The organism is Candidatus Babela massiliensis (assembly GCF_000513475.1).
GTDB lineage: Bacteria > Babelota > Babeliae > Babelales > Babelaceae > Babela > Babela massiliensis.
The window spans coordinates 481,534-505,301 of record NC_023003.1; the positions used below are offsets into that span (position 1 = coordinate 481,534).

Genomic DNA, 23,768 nt, shown 5'->3' on the forward strand with positions numbered 1-23,768 from the left:
TCTCTAAAACGTTCAAGTAAGCGATTACTCACTGACTTCCTCCTTGCCACTCTTAAATAAATCTATACGAAGACCAAGACTTTGAAGCTCTTTAATTAAAACATTAAACGATTCTGGAAGACCCGGTTCTGGAACTTCATCATTTCTGACTAAAGCTTCATATACTTTATGACGACCTATAATATCATCTGATTTATAAGTAAGCATTTCCTGTAAAGCATAAGATGCCCCATGAGCCTCAAGAGCCCATACTTCCATTTCTCCAAATCTTTGACCACCTAATTGTGCTTTACCACCAAGAGGTTGTTGAGTAACAAGAGAATATGGTCCTACAGAACGAGCATGTAACTTATCATCAACCATATGATTTAGTTTCATCATATATATAGAACCTACAGTTACAGGCTGATCAAAATAATCACCAGTTCTACCATCTTTCAGTCTAAATGTACCTGTTTCAGGTAAATTTAAACCTTTTAAGATAGGCTTAATATCATGATTAAAATTAGCACTATCAAAAATAGGTGTTTCAAATAAAACTCCTGACTTTGATGTTTTTTGAGCTAAATCTTCAAGACCTTCTTTCCCGTACTTATCTTCATAATCTTTAATTAATTCTTCACCATAAGAATTTTTTAATAGCTTTAAAGTTTGATTCCAAGCATTAGTATTTAATAATTTACTAACTTCTTCACCAATTTTTCTACCAGAAAAACTTAATATAGTTTCAAGTATCTGACCAACGTTCATACGAGATGGTACACCTACTGGATTCAATACTATATCTACTGGAGTTCCATCTTCCATATGAGGCATATCTTCACGAGGAACAATTATAGATACAACACCTTTATTACCATGACGTCCTGCCATTTTATCACCAACTGCTACTGGTCTTTTCATGGCTATATAAACTTTAACCATCTTTATAACACCTGATGGAAGAACATCACCTTTTCTTAATCTGTTAATTCTTTCTTCCTTCAATCCCATTAAAATTCTAATTTGATTTTCAAAAGAAGATTTAATATAGGCTATTTCATCGTTTATAGCTTTATCATCGGCTTTTAATGTCCAGAGCTCTTTAAGCGGTAATTCACTTAATTTGCTTTCAATATACTTATTATCAGATAATAAGTTTTTAGGTGCTTTGGCAAAAGCAATTTCATCTGAAAGTAGAGATATAGTCTTTTGTATTACCATCTTTTCTAAAGTGGCCACATGCATATTATTATCAGACTCTAATTTAGCAGTTTCTTGAGCAACTACTTCTTTATAACGTCTATCTTTACGCATACCACTTCTTGAGAAGACTTTAACATCTATTACACTTCCTTCTACTCCCGGTGGGACTCTTAAGGAAGTATCTCTAACTTCTCTTGCTTTTTCACCAAATATCGCTCTTAATAGTTTTTCCTCAGGAGAATATTGAATATCCCCTTTAAGCGTAACTTTTCCTACTAAAATATCTCCCGGTTTTACACGAGTTCCAACTCTTACAATACCATCTTCATCAAGACCCTCTAAAGCTGCTTCGCTAACATTAGGAATATCTCTTGTAATTTCTTCAGGTCCTAATTTAGTATCACGTGCATCCACTATATACTCATCTATATGAACGGACGTCAAAGTATCATCAGCCACTAATCTTTTATTTAAAATAATAGCATCTTCAAAGTTATAACCATGCCAAGGCATAAAAGCTACTAATAAATTAGCACCTAATGCTAATTCACCATCAGAAATAGAACTACCATTAGTTAAAATATCATTTTCTTTAACGATATCTCCTTGAGTTACTATAGGAGTTTGATGTATCCACGTACTATAACTAGATCTTTGGAATTTCTTTAAATAATAAGTATCAACACCCTGAGATATCCAATCATCAATATTTTTAAATGAATCTTGATTAGCTCTAATTACTATCTTATCTGCTGAGACATATTCAACCACTCCAGGACGCTTTGCAAGAATTACAGAACCCGAAGATCTAGCAATTTCAGGCTCCATGCCTGTAGCTACTATAGGAGCTTGTACTTTAATTAAAGGAACAGCTTGACGTTGCATGTTTGCTCCCATTAAAGCACGTGTAGCATCATCATGTTCTAAAAACGGTATTAAAGCTGTTGAGACCGATACTAACTGTTTAGGAGATAAATCTACGTAATTAATTTTATTCTTATCTACGTATAAAAAATTACCCTCATGACGAGCAAAAACATAATCTCCTTTTAAAATTTTAGTCTCTACATCAACAGAATTAGATTCTGCTATATATTTATCACTTTCCTCAAATGCATCTAAAAATACTACATCATCAAGCATCTTACCATCTTTTACTGGTCTATATGCAGTTTCTATAAATCCTAGATCATTTACAAAAGCATAAGTAGATAAAGAAGAAATTAAACCAACAGTTTGGCCTTCAGGAGTTTCTATAGGACAAATACGACCATAATGCGAGTTATGAACATCTCGAACTTCAAAAGTAGCTCTATCTTTCATTACACCGCCGGGCCCTAAAGCTGACAACCTTCGCTTATGAGCTATTTCTGCCAATGGATTAGTTTGATCCATAAATTGAGATAGTTGACCAGTTCCGAAAAATTCTCTAAGTACAGCATTTAAAGGTTTAACATTTAAAAAGTCTTGAGGCATTAAAGCAGCATGAACTTCTTGAATTCTAAATCTTTCTCTAACGATCTTTTCTACTTTTAGTAAGCCGGTATATATTTGATTATTAAGCAATTCACCTACTAATCTAACACGCCTATTTCCTAAATGATCTATATCATCTAGCTCACCTTCGCCGCGTTCTCTTAAATTTACCAAGTATCTAATAGTGGCAATAATATCATCTAAAGTTAATGCTAAAATTTCTTCATTAACAGAAATATTTAACTTTCTGTTTAATCTTATTCTTCCTACTTTAGTTAAATCATAAAGACGATTATCGAAAAATAAAGCTCTTAAACGATCTTTAATTTCCTTTAAAGAAGAGCTATCTCCAGGCCAAATCTTAGTATGAACTTCTCTTAAAGCATCTTCTTCTGTATAACATTTGTCTTGAGCAAGAGTAAGTGCTATAGTAGGTTGTAAAACATAACCAGAAGATTTAATTAAATTAAATTGTAATTTATCAAAATTTTTTAATAAATCATAATGCTCTTCTGCAAAGATAGCGCCTTGCTCTACAATAAATTCTCCTGTTTGAGGATTTATTACATCAGAAGCAAAAACTCTATTAAGTAGATTAGATTTACGTAAGACGATTCTGTTTACATCTTGTCTTAAAAGCAAAGCTATTGTATCTTTAGTAAGCCTTTTACCAACAAAATTATCCTCATCTTTAAGATAAGGCAACATTCCTTTTTCAATACGTAATCCTAAAAGGCTATCATTAATAATTTGATAGAACTCACCATTTTCAAAATAAATAGTATCAAATTGATAAAATAAAGAAATAATTTCTTCTCTTGCCACCCCTAAAGCTTGAAGCAATGTTGTTGCCAACATTTTCTTCTTCTTATCGATTCTAACGTTTAAAAAATCGTTATTATCATATTCAAAGTCAATCCAGGAACCTCTCATTGGTATCAAACGAGCTAAATAATATGGTTTTGACCTTAATTCTTTAACTTTTTTACTTTGAGAAAATACAACACCTGGTGACCGATGTAATTGACTAACTATTACTCTGTCAATACCATTTATTAAAAAAGTACCTAAATTACCTAATTTAAATTGCCCATCCTGTTCATAAAGATCAGCCATAACAGGCACATCAGCAAAGAATATATCTTGCTCTTTAATATCTCTAAGTAATTTATTATTATCTTGATCAACATCCCATGCTACTAATTGCATCTTAACCTTTAAAGGCATCGCAAATGTTTGACCACTTGAACGACATTCTTCTAAGGTCATTGGAAGTTGAACAGTCACTCGAGATAAGCAGTTAGGACAAGTTCTATAACGAGCAGTATTTTTGTGGCAAAAATTACACTCTAGATGTTCATTTAAACGTGAGCAATCAGATTTATCACAATTTAAACAATTCCAAGTATATCTATTTATAATACCAGTCAATTTACCACAAGTACAAGCCCAATTACCCAATTCATAACTTACATACTCAAGCGACATTTTATTGTCATAATCGATTGGAAATATATCCTTAAAAACTTTTTCCAACCCCATTAATTTACGTTCTGATGGCAAATAATCTAATTGAATAAAATCATTAAAAGAACGAGATTGAATCTCAATCAAATTAGGAACTGAAACTATATCTTTAATTTTTCCAAAAGATCGACGTACAGGTTCATTACCTTTACGTAGGTTAGACATTAAGTTGCTCCTAATAGCTAAAAATAAGTTAATTTTTACAAATCTAAGTTATATAAGTAAATATAAAAAATTTTAACTAGAGCAATTTATTTTTAATATAATTTTAATTTTATATTGTACTTATATTTATATATATGTTAAATTGTTTTTTAATTCTGTAGAATTTTTGTCTAAAAAGGTACCCAAAAAAATTGGGTACCTATAAAGCAAAAAATTATGATAATTTTACTTTTGCGCCAGCTGCTTCTAATGCTTCTTTCATCTTCATAGCATTTTCTTTAGAAACAGATTCTTCAAGAACAGTTGGAACTTCTTCAACAGCTTTTTTAGCTTCAGTTAAACCGATATTTTTTACAGATCTAAGAGCTTTAATTGTTTTGATCTTATCAGGACCACCTTCAACTAATTCTACTTTATATTCAGATTTTTCTTCAGCTTTTGCAGGTGCAGCTTCAGCAGATGCTGCAGGTGCTGCTACTGCCATAGGCATTGCAGCTGAAACTCCAAATTGTTCTTCAAGAGCCTTTACTAATTCAGCAAGCTCAAGAACAGTTAATTTACCGATTTCACTAACTAATTGTTCAGTTTTTAATGCCATAATATCTCCAAATATTTATTAATATTTAATCTTTTTAATTTTATTATTAATTTTTATTCTTCTTGCTTTTCAGCTATTTGTTTAAGAGCAAACAATAATTTTAATATAGTTTGATTTAAAACAGTTGCCAGACCAGTTATAGGAGCTTGAATTGTACCAATAACTTGAGCACGTAAAACATCTTTAGAAGGTAATGAAGCCAAGAATTCTATTTGAGGCTTATTTATTACCTTATTATCGATAGTTCCTGCAACTAAAGTCAAATTTTTATTTTCCTTTGAAGCCTTAGAAATAATTTTAGCTATTTCAGACGCATTATCCTTTGCAAATACAACAGCAATTTGCTGCTTAAAGTAAGGCGCTATATCTATTGCTAAATTTAAATCTTGAGTAGCTCTTTTAAGTAAAGTATTTTTTGCAACTTTCAGCTTTGCGCCTTCTGCTCTTAAACTTTTTCTAAGTTGCTGAACAGAATCAACAGTTAAACCTTGCATACCAACAATAAAAGAAGAATTACTATCTTCAAATTCATTTTTTATATGATCAATTATTAATTGCTTCTCTTGACGATTCATAGATAACCTTTCGATCAAGATAATTCATCTGGATTGAGACGAATACCCACACCCATTGTAGATGATAATGTTATCTTTTTTATAAATTTGCCTTTAGCTGAAGCCGGTTTAGCTGCAACAAGTGCTTTAAAAAATGTCTTAAGATTTTCAAGTAAATTTTGATTATCAAAAGATACTTTACCTATTGTAAAGTGAACAATAGCACTTTTATCATTTTTAAAGAACAAACGGCCTTTCTTTAGATCAGAAACAACTTTTGCTACATCAAAAGTAACAGTACCGTTTTTTTTACTAGGCACTAATCCACGAGGCCCTAATATTTTAGCAACTTTACCAACAAGACCCATAAGATCTGGTGTAGCTACAGCAAAATTAAAATCCAGCCAACCGCCTTCGATTTTTTCTATTAAATCTTCAGCGCCAACATAATCAGCACCAGCTTTAGTAGCTTGATCTGCATATTCACCTTTTGCAAAAACAGCAATCTTAACTGTTCTTCCAATACCATGAGGCAAAGTAACCGCTCCTCTTAAAGCTTGATCACCTTTAGTTGGATCAATACCAACATTAATATCAACGTCTACGGACTCATCAAATTTAGCAAATGATAATTCTTTAACTTTTTTTATACCTTCTGAAAAGGAATATTGAACAGTTTCAACGCCTTTTCTTGCTTGTAGGTATTTTTTTCCATGATTTGACATAAAAATCAGCCCCCTTATTCTACTACTTCTATGCCCATACTACGAGCACTACCTGCAATTATTTTTTCAGCTTGTTCTAAATCAGCAGCATTCAGGTCAGGCATTTTTATTTTTGCAATTTCTTGAATATCTTTTCTTGAAATTCTACCAACCTTATTGACATTAGGCTTTGAAGAACCTGTTGTCAAATTAATCTTCTTCTTTATTAACTCGGAAGTCGGTGGGGTCTTAACAGTAAAATCAAAAGTTTTATCTTTGTAAACATTAATTAAGACAGGAACCGTTTGTCCTTTTTTATCAGCAGTTCTTGCATTAAACTGTTTACAAAACTCCATAATGTTAATCCCTTGTTGGCCTAAAGCGGCCCCCACTGGCGGCGCCGGTGTTGCGGCTCCTCCCGGTATCTGTAAGCGAAGTCTCGCTTTTACTTCTTTTGCCATAAGTGTTATTCCTTATTGTTTAACCTGTTCAAAGTTTAACTCTACCGGTGTCATTCTACCGAAAATACTTACCATAATAGTAAGTTTTTCACTTTCTTCATCTATATGTTCTATGATACCCATAAATCCAGCAAAAGGACCTTCTTTTATTTCAACTTCTTTGCCCAATTCAAATCTATGACTTTCTCCTGAAACAAGAACATCTCCTCGCATTTGAGCAGCTATGCGTTCAACCTCTTTTTTAGAAAGAGGAGCATTAAGAAGCTTTAAAACACGTGGAGTGCTACTAACAAGACGATTAGCCTCAGGTACAGCTTCCATTTCAACAAGCATGTATCCTGGGAAAAGTTGTTGATCTTTTAGAGGATCAGAGGTATCAAAAAACTGTTTTACTTTAGCAGAGGGAATTAAGATATCGCCAAAATATTCTTGCAATCCTTTTTCCTCTATACTTTTTTCTATATCTGCTTTTATAATACCTTCGTATCCAGCAAATACCTGGATAACATACCATTTTTTCATTTAAACTAGCCTCACTGGGTGCTATTTTTTGATGTGGGTAAATATTTTATCATAAATAATAAAGATACTAGCCCTATCGATTAAGCCAATATAAATTGTAAACAAGAAAACTAAAATAAGTGTTACAATAGTAGCACCTATAAATTCATTCCTCTTAGGCCATTCTACTCGAGATAATTCAGTTTTTACCTCTTTAAGAAATTGAGCAACTTGTTTCATCATACCACCGTTATTTTAAATAACTCCCTTAAATTTTTTACGGAGCAATTGGCAGGCCAGGAGGGATTTGAACCCCCAACCATCAGATTTGGAGTCTGCTGCTCTACCGTTAGAGCTACTGGCCTATATACCGTTTTGAAAACTATTTAGTTTCCTTATGACTTGTATGCTTGCGACAGCGAGAACAAAATTTACTCAAATTCAAAGATCCTGTTGCTCTTTTCTTAGCAAGAGATTGAGTATAATTTCTTTCTTTACAAACTTCGCAACCCAAATGCGTAGTTACACGATTCTTTGCCATAAATACCTACACTTTAACTTTAAAAAGCAATTTTTAGACTATTGGAGCCCACAACCGGATTTGAACCGGTGACCTCTCCCTTACCAAGGAAGTGCTCTAACCAACTGAGCTACGTGGGCAATGGGTATAGCTACATTTTTACAGCTTTACTTACTATATAAAATAGTATATAGAATTTTTTTTTTATTGCAACAAAAAAACTAGATTCAAATAGTTAGAATCTAATTTTCAAATTAAAATAAAAGCAAGCAAAATAAAAATATAAAATTTATTAATTGGAGCTGGCGACTGGACTTGAACCAGCGACCTACTGATTACAAATCAGTTGCTCTACCAACTGAGCTACGCCAGCATATCTGGAGCGGGAAACGGGACTCGAACCCGCAACCTACAGCTTGGAAGGCTGCCACTCTACCAATTGAGCTATTCCCGCGATTAATGGTGGCGAGAGTAGGATTCGAACCTACGAAGGCATTTACCAACGGATTTACAGTCCGTCCCCTTTGGCCGCTCGGGAATCTCGCCAATAATTTCAATATACTTATAATATAATCATTTTCTTTTATTTTTGCAACTTATTTTTTAACTTATATATAACTTTATTTATTTAATTTCATAAGTTAATTTACGCTTGTTTTCTCCATAATATTCAATATTAATCAAGCATACATTTTTATTAAGAATAGGCAATATTATTTCAGGCCATTCTATAAATGACCAACTATTGGCTTCATATAAAAGTTCAGAAAATCCCATTGATTCAAATTCTTCTAAATTACCTATTCTATAAAGATCAAAATGATTAAATTTTTGATTTAGTTGATTAAAATATTGAACAACATATAAAAAAGTTGGACTAACAGTAACTTCATTAATACCTGATCTTTTTAATAGTCGTTTTATAATAGTTGTTTTACCGGATCCTAAATCTCCTGAAAAAACAAATATAGAGCATTTGTCAAATAACAAATACAAGTTTTCAACTACATTATCCAATTCTTTTAATGTATAAATAAAAGTTTTTATATTAGATTCTTTTTTCATAAGTTAATATTTTTTAAATTTTTTTAAGAATTTTGTTAATTTTTTTTTCTTTTTTGGAACTTGTAGTTCTTAATCTTTCATTATCAGGCCATTTACCATTATTAAAGTTTTGATCTTGATCTTTGTGCATAATATAAGAACTGCCCATTTGCATAAGTTCATCCAATTCTTTATTAACTTCATCATCTTTATTATCTTGGTTAAATTTATAAAGTTGTCCTGAAGACTTTTGTATTTTAATATTCAAAGATTTAGTCTTACTTTCTTTTTCAATATTATTCTGAACTTTATCAAAAAACAATAAAGAATCTATGCTAGGAATATCAAATTTGGCTGCAAATTTAGTTATATCTAAATCTGATGAAACAATAACAGTAGAATTATTTAATTTGTTATTTTTTATATAATTTTTTATATATTCATCAGCAGTTACATTTTGCGAATAAATAACATAAACATGATTATCATACTTATAATTATAATGATCAGCATTAAAGCCATCAAAAACAATTATCATTTCATGATTTTTTTTTCTAGCATATCTAGATATGTTTATCATAAACCAATCTATTTCATTTTTTGATATAAATGATTTTCTAAAAATAGATTTTAAAAGATTGTAACCATCAACTAAAAATAACATTACATACAAATTAAAGATTTATTAAACTTACTTATTGCAAAATATCGTATTAAAATTTAGACTTATTATATAATAGTATAACAAATATCTTTAACAAACTTAATAAAATTTGAAGATTTTAAAGATCAAAGTTTATAATCAATATTTAAAGGGTTATAATGGAACAATTGGTAAGCATGAAACAAAGAATTAAAACCATAGAGGTAATAAGGAAGATTACCAATGCTATGAGATTAATATCTATGTCAATGCATTCAAAGTTAAGAAACAGAAGATCTAATTTAGAAAATTATAAAGTAACTTTCTACCAGCTTTGGTCAAGAACTTCCCACTTATTAGGGGAAAATATTAAAGATATTGATCTTAAAACTAATAAAGGAAACTTAATAATATTGGTAGCTTCTCAAAAAGGCTTGTCTGGCATATTTAACTCTGAATTATTTAAATTTTTTAATAAATATAAAATAAATTCAGACGATAGATTTATAGCAGTATCAAAATATGCAGATGATTATTTAAGAAGTAAAGATATTCCAATTTTAGAAAGCTATAAACAATTAACATCAAATACATTTGTTCATATATCACAAAGTATAACAAACACAATATTAAAAAATCTAGATCAATTTAATAGTATCCGAGTTTTTAGTAATCATCCAAAAACATTTTTTATACAGGAACCTAAAGAAAATATAGTATTTCCTTTTAGTCAGCAAACAAATCAAAATAACAATCAACAAGAGAATGTAGACTACATATTTGATCAACCTGTACAAGAATTAAGCGAAACTATTAAGCAATTAATAATATCAATTAACATACAAGATCTTATTTTTGAATCCCTCCTTGCAGAACAAGCAGCTAGATTTTTATCTATGGATTCTGCCACAAGGAATGCTGAAAATTTATTATCAAACATGAAAATAGAATATAATAAACTCAGACAAGCAAATATAACAAGAGAATTAACTGAATTATCAAGTAGTTTTAATCAACTTTAATTAGATTAATTAGCTACTTTATATTTTCAACAAAGAGTATTAAACTTAAATTAAATGATCTTGCTCGATTTAATATTTAATTAAGTAAATACTATGAATAAACTGGCATTCAAAAAATCCATACTTTGGCTATTGTTTTTAACTTTATCTTTATTAAGCTCTTATGTAGCTATAACTTATTTTACTAAAGCTATACCTTTACTTAAAATTCAGATTAATAGCGATAAAAATAAAATACTTAAAAAAGCAAGAAAATTAAGTGCCAAATACGGTATAGGGCCTAAAGACTTCAAACAATCTGCTTATTTTATTTGCGAACATAACATTCAGAATTATATTGAATTAGAGCTCAATCAAGCATCCTCAATTGAGGATATTATAGAAAAAAAACTATATTACCCTTATACGTGGCAAGTTAGACATTTTCAGGAATATAATGCCAATGAAAGTGTTATAAAATTTACACCTGAAGGTAAATTTTATGGATTTATAGAGCATATTTCAGAAAATGAGCCTGGTTCTTCTTTAAGTGAAGAAGAAGCGCAAGCTATAATAAAAAATTTTTTAAATAAAGAAACTAGTATTGACTTAAACGAATATACACTTATCTCTCATTCATCAGAACATAGAATAAATGGCAGAACCGATCATACCTTTATTTATCAAAAGAATCTAATGACTCCTTGCCTAAAACATTGTTTAACTTTATCAATCTGTGGAAATAAAGTTACAGTAATGAATCACTATATCGATATACCAGAAGTTTTCATGCGCAAATTTGATCAACTAAAATCATCAAGTGAGTGGATAAATACCTGCGCAAATATGACTGTATATACTCTATATATATTTCTAGGTCTATTGGTAGGCTTATTATATCTAATCAAAAAAAATCTTTTAATAACACGTCCTGCTATTATGTTAGGTTTTGTTTTGGCAATTACCGAATTATTTTACAAATTAAATGAAATTCCTCTTAGTTGGTTTTATTATAACACTGCAAATTCTTTAAGCTCGCATCAAATTAATTATATTGGCGGAAATTTGACTATGTTTATAGTTTATATATTCCTATACGTTTCTACAATAGCTGTAGCTGAAGGGCTTACACGTAGAGCATTTAAAAATCATATTCAATTTTGGAAGATACTTAGACCTTCGGTAATATCTACTTATCAAACAATCATTCAAATAATAGTAAGCTATTTAATATTACCAATATATATAACATTTATAATACTATTTTATACTTTTGTTATAAAATATTTTGGTTGGTGGAGCCCATCAACATCACTTATAAATCCTAATATATTAAGCATTTATTTACCTGGCTTTAGCGTAGTTACATATAGCCTTAGATCAAGCATTTGGCAAGAATGCTTATTTAGAGCTATTCCTTTATCTTTCTGCTCCATAATCTCTGAAGAAAAAAAATATAAAAATGTAGTACTATTTTTAGGACTAATAATACAAGCAATAATTTTTGGTTCTATGAATACAACTTATCTAACAATTCCAAATTATATAAAAATTATAGAACTTATTATTCCCTCTTTCATGCTTGGATTAGTTTATTTAAAATGGGGCTTATTGCCACCTATTTTAATAAATTTTACTTATAATACACTATTTTTATCCTTACCAATACTAATATCAAAAAATAGTAATACACATATAGACAAATTGGTAATAATATTAAGTCTAATGTTACCTTTAATAATAGTTTTGATAAGTAAATTAGTATCAAAGTTAAGATTGAATAATACTAATCCTGAAAAAATTTATAATGGAGAATGGCAATCATCAAGATCAACATCTAAAGATTTGTATATTGACCTTGAAAAAGAGCCTGCTTATAAGCATATAAATTATAAAATAATTTATATACTAACAACTATATCTATAACTTTACTATTAGCATGGCCTTCATTTTCTCAACTGCCAAATAATACAAAAACAATGCAATTAACAAGACAGGAAGCCATAAATATTGCTAAAAGTTTTCTTAAAAAGAAAGATATAAATATAGAAGACAATCAAAAAGAAATAAACACTGATAGTAATAGCTGGTCAACTTTAACGCTTTTAGAAAACACCAAAGAAGATGTATTAATAGAGAAACTAGTACTTCAAGAAAATTCTAATTTATATAATTTATTATACGATTTAAATTACTTAAAAGGGCTACAATGGATAGTAAGATTCGTCAAATTTCATGGTACGCAAGCGGAAAAAACCGAAGAACATATAATTCATATTTCTTCAACAAAAAGTATAACGAGATATAAGCATATCGTTTTTGATCAAATTTCAGGCAGATATCTAACTCAAGAACAAGCAAAAAGTTTAGCAACAACTTTCATTCAAGATAAATTCAAAGTCAATATTAGCAATATAGTAGAAGTTTCAGCAAAAGATACACAAAAACAAAATAGAAAAGATTGGATTTTTATATTTAAAGATATCTCTCCTGAAATAAATAATAAACTGAAAGATTTACAACCAACTATAGTAATCAATATAGCAGGAGAAGAAATAGTAGATGCCTATAAGAAAATGAACATATCTCAAATCATCTCACGAGAAGAACAAAACCAAGAACAAATAGGAAATATAGTATCAGCTATAACCAGCACTTTATTTTTAATATTTATGATTATCGCTTTAATTCAATTCTTAAGTCTATATAAAATGAACAAGTTTAAACTTAGTAGTGTAAATCTATTTTTTACTCTTTACACTATAATATTAGTGATAAAAAGATCACTAAACTTTCCTGAAATTATATCCAACTTTAGCACTAGCAAGCCTTTTTACTTTCAATTAATCTCAAGCGAATTTATGTATTTTATTTATATTATAAGCTCTGCAATAGGTGTTTCATTAATCTTTGGTATTATATTAAGTAAACATCATAAAAACTATATTATACCAAAAATAAATCAAGAAACTTCCCAAGGAATATTATTAGGAATTTCTTTAGGAATAATAATAACCGGTATTACAATACTTATTGAATATATTATTTATCCTTCAAAACCAGTATCAATAATCTCAACACTGAATTCTTTCTATCCTATAGCACTTTATTCATTAAATCATATAGTAAACTATATAAACACTACTCTATACCTTATGTTTATTGCAAAACTGGCAGAATATAAAACAAATATTAGATCATTATTAATAATTACACTTAGTATATGCACTATAGTACCTATTGATATCAATATAAAACTAGATCAATGGCTCATAATGATATCCGTTATATCTATAGTTTTATTTATAATATATACAAAAATAATCAAGTATAATTTTAGCCTTATACCTATAACTTATGCCTGCATCTATCAGCTAAGTTTAATTAAAAGTTATCTAATATCAGATTGTTCTATATGCTATTTCTCTGGATTACCAATCGTAATAACATTAATCTTAATTTCTCTATGTAGTTTAATATTATTTAATTTTCTAAAATCTAAAAGCAATTATGAGCTTAAAAGCAGTAATATTACTATTCCAACAACAATTGTGCATTAAACTTAATTAATAAATTATTAAAAAATATTGATATTTTGTCCTATAATTTACTAATATGATTTATAAATAGTGTCTACTTTTATTATTGGAAATACTATGAATCATTTAGATTTAATAAAAACAGTATGTTTAATATTATTAATATCAAACTTTAATATAACCATTACAATTGAACCATATGGACCAACAGCTACCTATGGTACACATGTTGAACCATATAACATATGTGATAGAGAATATGCAGCAGGAATGAGAATCGCGCGAGAAGAACTATTTTCTCTTGAAATGCCTCAACCAAGAGGAACAATTAGAAGCAATGTTATACCGATAGCTCAAAGATATATGATCATGTTAAAAAAACATCAAGATATAGAATATAAGATTAAGTATTTTGAAGATAGAGTTTTTGAAAATAAAACGGTGGCAGAATTAGGAAGGCCTATGCAATTATATAGTAAGTGCCTTAGTGACATATTGGGATACAACACTGCTTTAACTTATAATATACCCACTGAAGAGAGTATTACTAATAAATTAAATCAACAGATATTATCGGGCCAACCAATGAGAGGTCAAACGAGATGTGACTTATTCTATCAGCAGGAAATGGAACGTACTTTAAACTATTTAAAAAGTAAATTAGATATTAATCTGCTAAAGCAAGCAGAACAATATATGGTTATGTGGAAACAATATCAGGATCTTAAATATAACTTGCAAATGATAGAGCTAAATGTATTAAGTATCGATATAGTAGCTAGATTGAGACTACCTTTACTTGCTTATACAAGATGCCAACGGTCAATGCTAACTAAAAGTTATTCTTTCAATATAAATAGATAAATTAGTTATCTAATTTTTGTAACAGATCTTCCCACTTATTATTATACTCCTCTAATCTTGATTTGGCTGATTCAAGCAATTTAACATTATGAAAATATTTATCAGTACCATATTCATAATTTAAGAAATCATTATTTATTTTTTCTATATCTTTTTCTAACTTAGAGATCTTAAGTTCAACAGAGCTTAACTCTTTTTTATACTGATTAATATCAACAGAACTCAAAATATACTCTTTTTTATCTGGAGATTTAAATTCCAACTTAGCTTTATTATTTTTTTGCCAAAAAATATAAGAATCATAATTTCCATGATGAACATAGATTTCGTTTTTACTTAAGATGAATAATTTATTAGCTAATTTACTTAAAAAATCTTGATCATGAGATACAAATAAAATCGTTCCTGAATATTGTTTTAAAGCTTGAAGTAATATCTCTTTAGATTGTAAGTCCAAATGATTGGTAGGTTCATCCAAAATTAAAAAGTTTGCTTTTGAAAGCAAAATTTTAACCATAGCTAACCTATTTCTCTCTCCGCCACTTAATACCGCAACTTTTTTATCAATATCATCTTTTGTAAATAAAAAGGAACCTAAAGTACTTCTAATACTAGATTCAGAAATCTCTTTGCTACAAGTTTTAACTATTTCTTGATAAACAGTGTTTTCTAAATTTAAAGCTAAAAGTTGATCTTGCTCAAAAATAGCATGTTTTACATTATGCCCAAATTCTATTAACGAACTCTTTTGATCATCCAAAGAATACTTTCCTATTAATAGATTAATAAAAGTAGTTTTACCAATACCATTAGCAGCTACAATTGCTATTTTATCATCTTTTTGAATTTCTCCCGATATATTATTAAAAATCAATTTATCATTAAAAATTTTTTTCAGATTTTTAAATCTTAATACCACTTTACCAGGACTATCAATAACAGGAAATTTTAATTTAAGATTATTAGATTTAGGTTCTACTTCTATTACATCTAATTTATCTAATTGTTTTATTAGACTCTGTGCCATCTTAGCTTTAGTAGCCTTATATCTAAATCTATCTATTAATTCTTGCTTTCTCTCTATTTCCTTCTGCTGCTTTTTATAAGCATTTTCCAAAATCTCATTTTGATGTTCTTTTATCAATAGATATTTACTGTAATTACCAGTAAAGATTTTTGCTTTTCCTCTTTCTAACTCTAAAATATAATCACAGCTATTATCTAGAAAGTATCTGTCGTGAGTAACCAATAAAAACCCAAATTTAGAATTTTTTAAAAAATCATGAAACCATAATTTAGTGTTTATATCAAGATGATTAGTAGGTTCATCAAAGAGATAAAAATCGGCTTCTTGTAACAATAACTTACTAAGTAAAAGCCTCATCTTCCAACCTACACTTAAATCTTTAACCGGCTTGTCAAAATCTTCAGAAGAAAAGCCTAAGTTATTCAAAATATTTTTAGTATTTTCTATAGCAACCACTTCGTTAAATTGCTCTAGTTCCTGAGTTATCTTAACATAAAGATCTAAATCTTTTTCCGGATTCAATGATATATTGTTCTCTAAATTCGATTCTAAATCTAATTTTTGTAATTTAAGCTGATTATAATAATCAAATACAGAAAAAACTTCGTCAAAAACCGTTTTAGTAGAAAGAAAAGTAAATTCTTGAGGCAAATAAGCTATCTTTTTATTTTTATCAATTTCAATAATTCCACTATCAACTTTTATATCGGAAGTTATAATTCTTAAAAGTGTAGATTTGCCAGCTCCATTGCGACCTACTACTCCTATACGCTGATTTTGCGATATAAAAATATCCACATCGTCAAATATAGTCTTATTAGAGAATAAAAGATTAATACTTTTTAATAAAATCATGGAAAATAGCTTTAATGTTTGATTTATAAATATATATAATTATATCATAATTACATATAAATAATATTATTTTTTTCTTTTATAGTACTGTTCCATGCAAGCAAGAGGATTCTTTAATCTAGTACTGTTTTGCTCAAAAACCCTTAAAGCACGATTAATACATCTATCCATATTGGCATTACGTCTCTTATCTTTAAAATCTATAGGCTGAATTTTATAACCCTGTATTACCATATTACCGATCATTAAATCATTATGATAAGGAATCTGATCTTTCATTGATTGGATATTTTCATAAATAATTTGACTTTGAGGATATAATCCACGTAACATAACAAAAGTAACTAGATTTATCCCTGGAGTCCAGTTTATGGGTTTATCTAAAAGCTTTTTATTAAAAAGTTTTTGTTTAAAATCACTATATATTTCATAGTTTTGAGTAGCTTGATAAGGTCGGTGACCTTGAGTAAAACGAGCAAGCTCTAATTTAGTTTTTTTCATATTAGATAAAAACAATTTTCTATCTGAATGCAAATTATTCACTAGCTTAATATTTTTGTGTTCAGAAAACATTTTTTGAATTTTAGGATCATTAATTTCAAAAAATACATAATCCCCCAATCTAGTAAAACAGTTCAATACATTGTAAAAATTATCAAAAATATTAAAACAATAATTATGTATAATCGATATATCAAAGTGCTCACATTTTGATAAAATATCTATGTCCTTATAATTAATATTAGTTGGATTAAGCAGTACTATATTATGCAAATGACTCCTCTTTATTTCATGTATAACTCTTTTGTAATCTTTGCCCAAAAATAAAACTATGCATACTGATTTATTAAACTTGCTAGCACATTTCAGTGTATATTCTATTGAATTATCTGTAACTTCCAATATAGTTATAGGTCTCTTAAACTTTTGTAAAAGATTTTCTATATCTTGAAAGTTATTTGCATTACATATACCATGCAATAATAAACATAAAGTAATAGTTATAAATTGATAAATTGCTCTTAATTTATTAAAGTTAAACATAAGCAAGCCCTCGATTTAATTATTATAATAATTTAGAAAACACATTTAATCTTTGAAGCTCATTATTTATGTAGTTAAAATCTTTAGCATGTATTGCAGTCATACCCAATTCCTTAGCAGTGTCTATATTTTTTTCTTGATCGTCAATTAGAAGACACTCTTTAGGATCCAAATTATACTTATCTATTAAATAAAAAAAGATTTTATGATCAGGTTTTTTAGATTTAGCCTCAGAGGAGTTAACTGTACCATGAAAAAATTGCATAATATCCTGAAAATTATCTTTAATATAGCCTAACATGCTGTCATCCCAATTAGTACACACATAAAACTTATAGTCATACTCTATGCCATTCAAGTAGCAAGACTTAAGTATATCAAGACCATAATCTATTGGCTGAACCCTCTTATAGTTTTCATCAAAATAAACAGCACTTAAAGAACTATATTCAAATAACACTCCGTGAAGATCAAATATTATATTTTTTAATAAACTCATATCATTCAACCCTTTGAAATACTAATTAAGTATACTATAAAATAACAGCTATTTATATTTATAAAAGGTTATACCAAAAATAACTAGAGTTTTATCGAAGTTTTAAGTGATAAGAAAATAATATAGACATAAAAAAAGGCTCTAGTATTAAAACTAGAGCCTTATATATTAAATCTGGCGGTACCTACTTTCCCGGTCCGTCTCCAGACAAGTATCATCGGCGCTGTAAACTTAACTTCCGTATTCGGAATGGTAACGGGTGTTTCCCTACAGCTATACCCACCAGAAAATTTTTATTAAATTTTACTTGTGTGTAGAAATATTTGTAGTAATATTTAGAATCAATTTCACTGCATTCTAAAAATCTTTACTGTGATTAAAATCTCGATCTATTAGTACTGGTTAGCTCAACACATTACTATGCTTACACATCCAGCCTATCAACCTCGTAGTCTTCAAGGGATCTTATGTGTAACCGAAGTTACACTGGGGTATCTAATCTTGAGGTAAGCTTCCCACTTAGATGCTTTCAGCGGTTATCTCTTATTAGCGTAGCTACCCAGCCTGCTCTTGGTGAACAACTGGAACACTAGAGGCTAACTCATTCCGGTCCTCTCGTACTAGGAACAACTCCTCTCAAATACCCTACGCCCACAACGGATAAGGACCGAACTGTCTTACGACGTTCTGAACCCAGCTCGCGTACCGCTTTATATGGCGAACAGCCAAACCCTTGGGACCTACTTCAGCCCCAGGATGCGATGAGCCGACATCGAGGTGCCAAACCTCCTCGTCGATATGGACTCTCAGAGGAGATCAGCCTGTTATCCCCGGCGTACCTTTTATCCATTTAGCAATGGCCCTTCCATTCAGAACCACTGGATCACTAAGACCTGCTTTCGCATCTGCTCGACCTGTATGTCTCACAGTTAAGCTCCTTTATACCTTTACGCTCTACCGACGATTTCTATTCGTCTTGAAGGAACCTTTGTATGCCTCCGTTACCATTTAGGAGGCGACCACCCCAGTCAAACTGCCCACCAGACAATGTCTTCTATCCGGCTTACGGACTAGAGTTAGATTCTCAAACGGATAAGAGTGGTATTTCAACGACGGCTCCATTAAGGCTAGCGCCTTAACTTCATAGCCTCCCACCTATCCTACACATACCAGTCCAAAAATCAATGTCAAGTTGCAGTAAAGGTGCACGGGGTCTTTCCGTCCAGTTGCGGGTAGCAAGCATTTTCACTTGCACTACAAATTCACTGAGTCTATCATTAAGACAGCGCCCAACTCGTTACGCCATTCATGCAGGTCGGAACTTACCCGACAAGGGACTTCGCTACCTTAGGACCGTTATAGTTACGGCCGCCGTTTACTGGTGCTTCAATTCAGAGCTTTGCCTTGCGGCTAACCCCTCCTATTAACATCCCAGCACTGGGCAGGCGTCAGACTGTATACATCCTCTTACGAGTTAGCACAGCCCTGTGTTTTTGTTAAACAGTCGGTTGGGCCTCTTTGTTGAAACCCAAAGATACTTTAACATATCTTCAGGCACCCCTTCTCCCGAAGTTACGGGGTCATTTTGCCGAGTTCCTTAATGATAGTTATCTCAACGCCTGAGCATTTTCAGCCCGTCTACCTGTGTCAGTTTGCGGTACGATCGCTTATAAGACTCGCTAGAGGTTTTTCTAGTCAGCGTAGGATCAGTCAAATACATGTGCTTACTAGAAACACACATACCCATAACGCTTCAAAGTTAATGACATCACGGATTTACCTATAACATCCTTCTTTGCGCTTAGCTTGGCAATCCAAAGTCCAAGTCAACCTACCTTCCTGCGTCACCCCTTCACTCAAACGTCCATAAGCGGTACAGGAATATTAACCTGTTGTCCATCACCTACTCCAATTGGCCTCGGCTTAGGTATCGACTAACCCTGAGTGGATGAACCGATCTCACGGAAACCTTAGACTTACGGCGAACAGGAATTTCACCTATTTTTTCGTTACTTATACCAACATACTCACTTCTTTGATCATCGACACCTGTCCTTACGGTCAAGCTTGTATCTATCAAAGAACGCTCCCCTACCCCTACGTATTAAATACGTAAGCCATAGCTTCGGTAATTCGTTTATCCCCGTTCGTTTTTAAGCGCAATTACACTTGACCAGTGAGCTATTACGCTTTCTTTAAAGGATTGCTGCTTCCAAGCCAACCTCCTGGCTGTCTATGTATTACCACTTCTTTTACAACTTAACGAATATTTTGGGACCTTAGCTGATGGTCTGGGCTGTTTCCCTCTCGACTATGAAACTTATCTCCCACAGTCTGCCTCCCGTCTTCTAAAGTTACGGCATTCAGAGTTAGCAAAAACCTGGTAAGCTTGCGCCCCCAAAGCTTAAACTGTGCTTTACCTCCGTAACAAATTCAACGAGGCTATACCTAAATATATTTCGGGGAGAACCAGCTATTTCCTAGTTTGATTAGCCTTTCACTCCTATCCACACCTCATCCGAGCAGTTTTCAACCTACACCGGTTCGGACCTTCATCTCATTTAACTGAGACTTCATCCTGGACATGGATAGCTCACTAGGTTTCGGGTCTATCCCATACTACTAACGCCCTAATTCAGACTCGCTTTCGCTACGACTCCGCTCTTTCTAAGCTTAATCTTGCAATATAGGATAACTCGTTGGCTCATTATGCAAAAGGTACGTGGTTGCGCGTACGTATACATCGCTTCCACCGATTGTAGACATTTGGTTTCAGGTTCTATTTCACTCCCCTCCCGGGGTTCTTTTCACCTTTCCCTCACGGTACTTGTTCACTATCGGTCATCAGTTAGTATTTAGTCTTATCCAATGGTCTGGACTGATTCCTGCAGAATTTCACGTGCTCTACAGTACTTGGGAGTAAAAACTCGTAAATTTACTAATTTTTTATTTACAAGGCTGTCACTTTCTTTGGCTATCCTTTCCAGAATATTCAACTAAATTAGTAAATCTTACGCTAAAAACCGCATTTTTTAGACGTTTATATCCCGCTACCCCGATAACACAACACATGCAGGTTATCACATGTTACCGGTTTAGACTCTTCCCTCTTCGCTCACCACTACTAGGGGAATCACATTCGTTTTATTTTCCTAGCCCTACTTAGATGTTTCAGTTCAGGCCGTTCGCTTTTATATCCTATATATTCAGATATAAATATCTTGGGTTTGCCAAGATAGGTTTCCCCATTCGGAAATCTTCGGATCAATGCTCTATTGACAGCTCCCCGAAGCTTATGGCAGCCTTACGCCTCCTTCATCGCCTTCTGATGCCAAGGCATCCACCAAATGCCCTTTTTAATTAATCACAAACTTTTATAACTAAGTGAATTTGTAACAACTAGATATTACTACAAAATATTTCAAAGAACACAAGAATTTTTTATCTATTTATAAGGAAATCCAAGAAACTAGGCCTTTAACTCTGGTGGAGATGAGCGGATTCGAACCGCTGACCTCCTGCGTGCAAAGCAGGCGCTCTACCAACTGAGCTACACCCCCATTATAAGGGGAATAATTACTCAAATTTTAGACTTAAAGCCTTTGGTGGGCCTAAGTCGATTTGAACGACTGACCTCCCCGTTATCAGCGGGGTGCTCTAACCCCTGAGCTATAGGCCCAGATTTGTACAAGCCTATGATCTTGCGAAAAACTCGCACACCTTAACAAAATTTATCTCCCTCGAAAGGAGGTGATCCAGCCGCAGGTTCTCCTACAGCTACCTTGTTACGACTTAGCCCCAATCACTCTCCATACCTTCAGCATCCGCCTCTTTTAACAAGTTAGCTAAGATGATTTCGGGTACAAACAGCTTTCATGGCTTGACGGGCGGTGTGTACAAGGTCCGAGAACGTATTCACCGCATCATGCTGATATGCGATTACTAGCGATTTCAACTTCATGAGGTCGAGTTTCAGACCTCAATCCGAACTTAGACTAACTTTATGGGATTAGCTTCCCTTTGCAGGTTTGCAGCCCTTTGTATTAGCCATTGTAACACGTGTGTAGCCCTAGGCATAAGGGCCATGCTGACTTGACATCATCCCCACCTTCCTCCTGGTTTCCCAGGCAGTCCCATCAGAGTGCTTCTTCACAGAATAGCAACTGACAGCAAGGGTTGCGCTCGTTATAGGACTTAACCCAACATCTCACGACACGAGCTGACGACAGCCATGCAGCACCTGTGTATATGCTTAAGGTTACCCTTAAGAAACTAAATCTCTTTAGCGGTCATATACATGTCAAACCTAGGTAAGGTTCCTCGCGTAGTGTCGAATTAAACCACATGTTCCACCGCTTGTGCGGACCCCCGTCAATTCCTTTGAGTTTTAATCTTGCGACCGTAGTCCCCAGGCGGATCACTTATCGCGTTAGCTACGACACTAATTCTGCAAGCAGAATTAACATCTAGTGATCATCGTTTACGGCGTGGACTACCAGGGTATCTAATCCTGTTTGCTCCCCACGCTTTCGTGCATCAGCGTCAGATATGGACCAAGAAGCTGCCTTCGCCATTGGTGTTCCTCTTGAGATCTACGCATTCCACCGCTACTCCAAGAATTCCACTTCTCTCTTCCATCCTCTAGCATACCAGTATCTACTGCTGATCTCCAGTTAGGCTGGAGGTTTTAACAGTTGACTTAATACGCCGCCTACGCACCCTTTACGCCCAATAATTCCGAATAACGCTTGCACCCCTCGTATTACCGCGGCTGCTGGCACGAAGTTAGCCGGTGCTTTCTTTAATGGTACCGTCAGTTACAAAATGTATTATATTTTGTCGTTTCTTCCCACTTAACAGGAGTTTACAATCCGAAAACCTTCATCCTCCACGCGGCGTCGCTGCGTCAGGCTTTCGCCCATTGCGCAATATTCCTCACTGCTGCCTCCCGTAGGAGTCTGGACCGTGTCTCAGTTCCAGTGTGGCCGTACACCCTCTCAGGCCGGCTAACCATCATCGCCTTGGTAGGCCTTTACCCTACCAACTAGCTAATAGTACGCAGGCTTATCTTTCAGCGACAGCAAAGAGGCCATCTTTCTCCCGTTAAGGACTTATGCAGCATTAACCTCGATTTCTCGAGGATATTCTTCACTGAAAGGCAAATTCCTACGCGTTACTCACCCGTCCGCCGCTTTACTCAGTCCGAAGACCTTTCTCGCTCGACTTGCATGTGTTAAGCACGCCGCCAGCGTTCATTCTGAGCCAGGATCAAACTCTTCATCACAAAAACTATAGAGTTTTTAAAATATTGAGTTAAATCGCAAGATCTTATAAGCTCGCTTGGACTTCCTATAAATTTCAAAGAAAACTTTTTACTTAAAGTTTTAGCAAATTTGAATTGTCAAATTTTTAACTTCAACTGATTATTAATATTATAATCGATTTTCAGAATTTGTCAAACTTTTTTTAATTTTTTTTCAAACTTTTTTAAGCTGTATTAGCTACTAAATTTCGCTAATTTTTGTTAATTTCAACTTATATATATTTATTATATATTAAT

General features: G+C 32.2%; 16 protein-coding genes, 7 tRNA genes and 3 rRNA genes. 3 read left to right on the forward strand and 23 right to left on the reverse strand.

Going from position 1 to position 23,768, the window contains the following annotated elements; all coding sequences use genetic code 11:
• Window positions 1-24: 24 nt before the first annotated feature.
• The 15 genes from rpoB to BABL1_RS02255 all read right to left on the reverse strand — a co-directional run bounded on the left by rpoB (window position 25) and on the right by BABL1_RS02255 (window position 9,399).
• Entirely contained in the window at window positions 25-4,353 is a 4,329-nt protein-coding gene (gene rpoB / locus BABL1_RS02185) for a DNA-directed RNA polymerase subunit beta (RefSeq protein WP_023791825.1), read from the reverse strand.
• 214 nt (window positions 4,354-4,567) lie between these two features.
• The gene (gene rplL / locus BABL1_RS02190) at window positions 4,568-4,951 is read right to left on the reverse strand and encodes a 50S ribosomal protein L7/L12 (RefSeq protein ID WP_023791828.1); all 384 of its coding nucleotides are present in this window, start codon (window positions 4,949-4,951) and stop codon (window positions 4,568-4,570) included.
• A gap of 53 nt (window positions 4,952-5,004) precedes the next feature.
• Window positions 5,005-5,526, reverse strand: coding sequence for a 50S ribosomal protein L10 (gene rplJ, locus BABL1_RS02195; protein WP_023791831.1), 522 nt, complete (start codon window positions 5,524-5,526; stop codon window positions 5,005-5,007).
• Between the two features lie 14 nt (window positions 5,527-5,540).
• Window positions 5,541-6,230, reverse strand: a complete 690-nt coding sequence (rplA, locus tag BABL1_RS02200) for a 50S ribosomal protein L1 (protein ID WP_023791834.1) — start codon at window positions 6,228-6,230, stop codon at window positions 5,541-5,543.
• Between the two features lie 14 nt (window positions 6,231-6,244).
• On the reverse strand, window positions 6,245-6,670 hold the full coding sequence (gene rplK / locus BABL1_RS02205) for a 50S ribosomal protein L11 (protein ID WP_023791837.1): 426 nt from the start codon (window positions 6,668-6,670) through the stop codon (window positions 6,245-6,247).
• A 12-nt stretch (window positions 6,671-6,682) separates the two neighbouring features.
• Window positions 6,683-7,192 (reverse strand): transcription termination/antitermination protein NusG, encoded by a 510-nt coding sequence (nusG, locus tag BABL1_RS02210; RefSeq protein ID WP_023791840.1) that lies wholly within the window; start codon window positions 7,190-7,192, stop codon window positions 6,683-6,685.
• Window positions 7,193-7,213: 21 nt separating this feature from the next.
• The gene (gene secE / locus BABL1_RS02215) at window positions 7,214-7,414 is read right to left on the reverse strand and encodes a preprotein translocase subunit SecE (protein ID WP_023791843.1); all 201 of its coding nucleotides are present in this window, start codon (window positions 7,412-7,414) and stop codon (window positions 7,214-7,216) included.
• A 46-nt stretch (window positions 7,415-7,460) separates the two neighbouring features.
• Window positions 7,461-7,536 (reverse strand) — tRNA-Trp (locus BABL1_RS02220).
• Window positions 7,537-7,553: 17 nt separating this feature from the next.
• A complete protein-coding gene (rpmG, locus tag BABL1_RS02225; protein ID WP_023791845.1) occupies window positions 7,554-7,712 on the reverse strand; it encodes a 50S ribosomal protein L33 in 159 nt (52 codons plus the stop codon).
• A 42-nt stretch (window positions 7,713-7,754) separates the two neighbouring features.
• A tRNA-Thr gene (locus BABL1_RS02230) sits at window positions 7,755-7,831 on the reverse strand.
• A gap of 157 nt (window positions 7,832-7,988) precedes the next feature.
• Window positions 7,989-8,064 (reverse strand) — tRNA-Thr (locus BABL1_RS02235).
• Between the two features lie 5 nt (window positions 8,065-8,069).
• Window positions 8,070-8,145 (reverse strand) — tRNA-Gly (locus BABL1_RS02240).
• A gap of 6 nt (window positions 8,146-8,151) precedes the next feature.
• Window positions 8,152-8,237, reverse strand: a tRNA-Tyr gene (locus tag BABL1_RS02245).
• 78 nt (window positions 8,238-8,315) lie between these two features.
• The gene (gene tsaE / locus BABL1_RS02250) at window positions 8,316-8,756 is read right to left on the reverse strand and encodes a tRNA (adenosine(37)-N6)-threonylcarbamoyltransferase complex ATPase subunit type 1 TsaE (RefSeq protein ID WP_023791848.1); all 441 of its coding nucleotides are present in this window, start codon (window positions 8,754-8,756) and stop codon (window positions 8,316-8,318) included.
• Window positions 8,757-8,769: 13 nt separating this feature from the next.
• Window positions 8,770-9,399 (reverse strand): NYN domain-containing protein, encoded by a 630-nt coding sequence (locus BABL1_RS02255; RefSeq protein ID WP_023791851.1) that lies wholly within the window; start codon window positions 9,397-9,399, stop codon window positions 8,770-8,772.
• Window positions 9,400-9,557: 158 nt separating this feature from the next.
• Between BABL1_RS02255 and BABL1_RS02260 the strand changes: the two genes are divergently transcribed.
• From BABL1_RS02260 to BABL1_RS02270, 3 genes are all read left to right on the forward strand, one after another.
• A complete protein-coding gene (locus BABL1_RS02260) occupies window positions 9,558-10,400 on the forward strand; it encodes a F0F1 ATP synthase subunit gamma (RefSeq protein ID WP_023791853.1) in 843 nt (280 codons plus the stop codon).
• 93 nt (window positions 10,401-10,493) lie between these two features.
• Window positions 10,494-13,940 (forward strand): CPBP family intramembrane metalloprotease, encoded by a 3,447-nt coding sequence (locus BABL1_RS02265; protein ID WP_023791855.1) that lies wholly within the window; start codon window positions 10,494-10,496, stop codon window positions 13,938-13,940.
• A gap of 96 nt (window positions 13,941-14,036) precedes the next feature.
• Window positions 14,037-14,783, forward strand: coding sequence for a hypothetical protein (locus BABL1_RS02270; protein WP_023791858.1), 747 nt, complete (start codon window positions 14,037-14,039; stop codon window positions 14,781-14,783).
• Between the two features lies 1 nt (window position 14,784).
• On the opposite strand, the gene BABL1_RS02275 is transcribed toward BABL1_RS02270, so the two are convergent.
• From BABL1_RS02275 to BABL1_RS02310, 8 genes are all read right to left on the reverse strand, one after another.
• On the reverse strand, window positions 14,785-16,665 hold the full coding sequence (locus BABL1_RS02275) for an ABC-F family ATP-binding cassette domain-containing protein (protein ID WP_023791860.1): 1,881 nt from the start codon (window positions 16,663-16,665) through the stop codon (window positions 14,785-14,787).
• Window positions 16,666-16,731: 66 nt separating this feature from the next.
• Window positions 16,732-17,709, reverse strand: coding sequence for a hypothetical protein (locus tag BABL1_RS02280; protein WP_023791862.1), 978 nt, complete (start codon window positions 17,707-17,709; stop codon window positions 16,732-16,734).
• A 22-nt stretch (window positions 17,710-17,731) separates the two neighbouring features.
• The gene (locus tag BABL1_RS02285) at window positions 17,732-18,208 is read right to left on the reverse strand and encodes an HAD-IA family hydrolase (protein WP_023791864.1); all 477 of its coding nucleotides are present in this window, start codon (window positions 18,206-18,208) and stop codon (window positions 17,732-17,734) included.
• 172 nt (window positions 18,209-18,380) lie between these two features.
• Window positions 18,381-18,495 (reverse strand): 5S ribosomal RNA (gene rrf, locus BABL1_RS02290).
• An 84-nt stretch (window positions 18,496-18,579) separates the two neighbouring features.
• Window positions 18,580-21,575, reverse strand: a 23S ribosomal RNA gene (locus BABL1_RS02295).
• Window positions 21,576-21,692: 117 nt separating this feature from the next.
• Window positions 21,693-21,768, reverse strand: a tRNA-Ala gene (locus BABL1_RS02300).
• Between the two features lie 43 nt (window positions 21,769-21,811).
• Window positions 21,812-21,887: transfer RNA gene (locus BABL1_RS02305), tRNA-Ile, on the reverse strand.
• A gap of 64 nt (window positions 21,888-21,951) precedes the next feature.
• Window positions 21,952-23,492, reverse strand: a 16S ribosomal RNA gene (locus BABL1_RS02310).
• The 16S, 23S and 5S rRNA genes sit together here with 2 tRNA genes alongside, the layout of an rRNA operon.
• Between the last annotated feature and the right edge of the window lie 276 nt (window positions 23,493-23,768).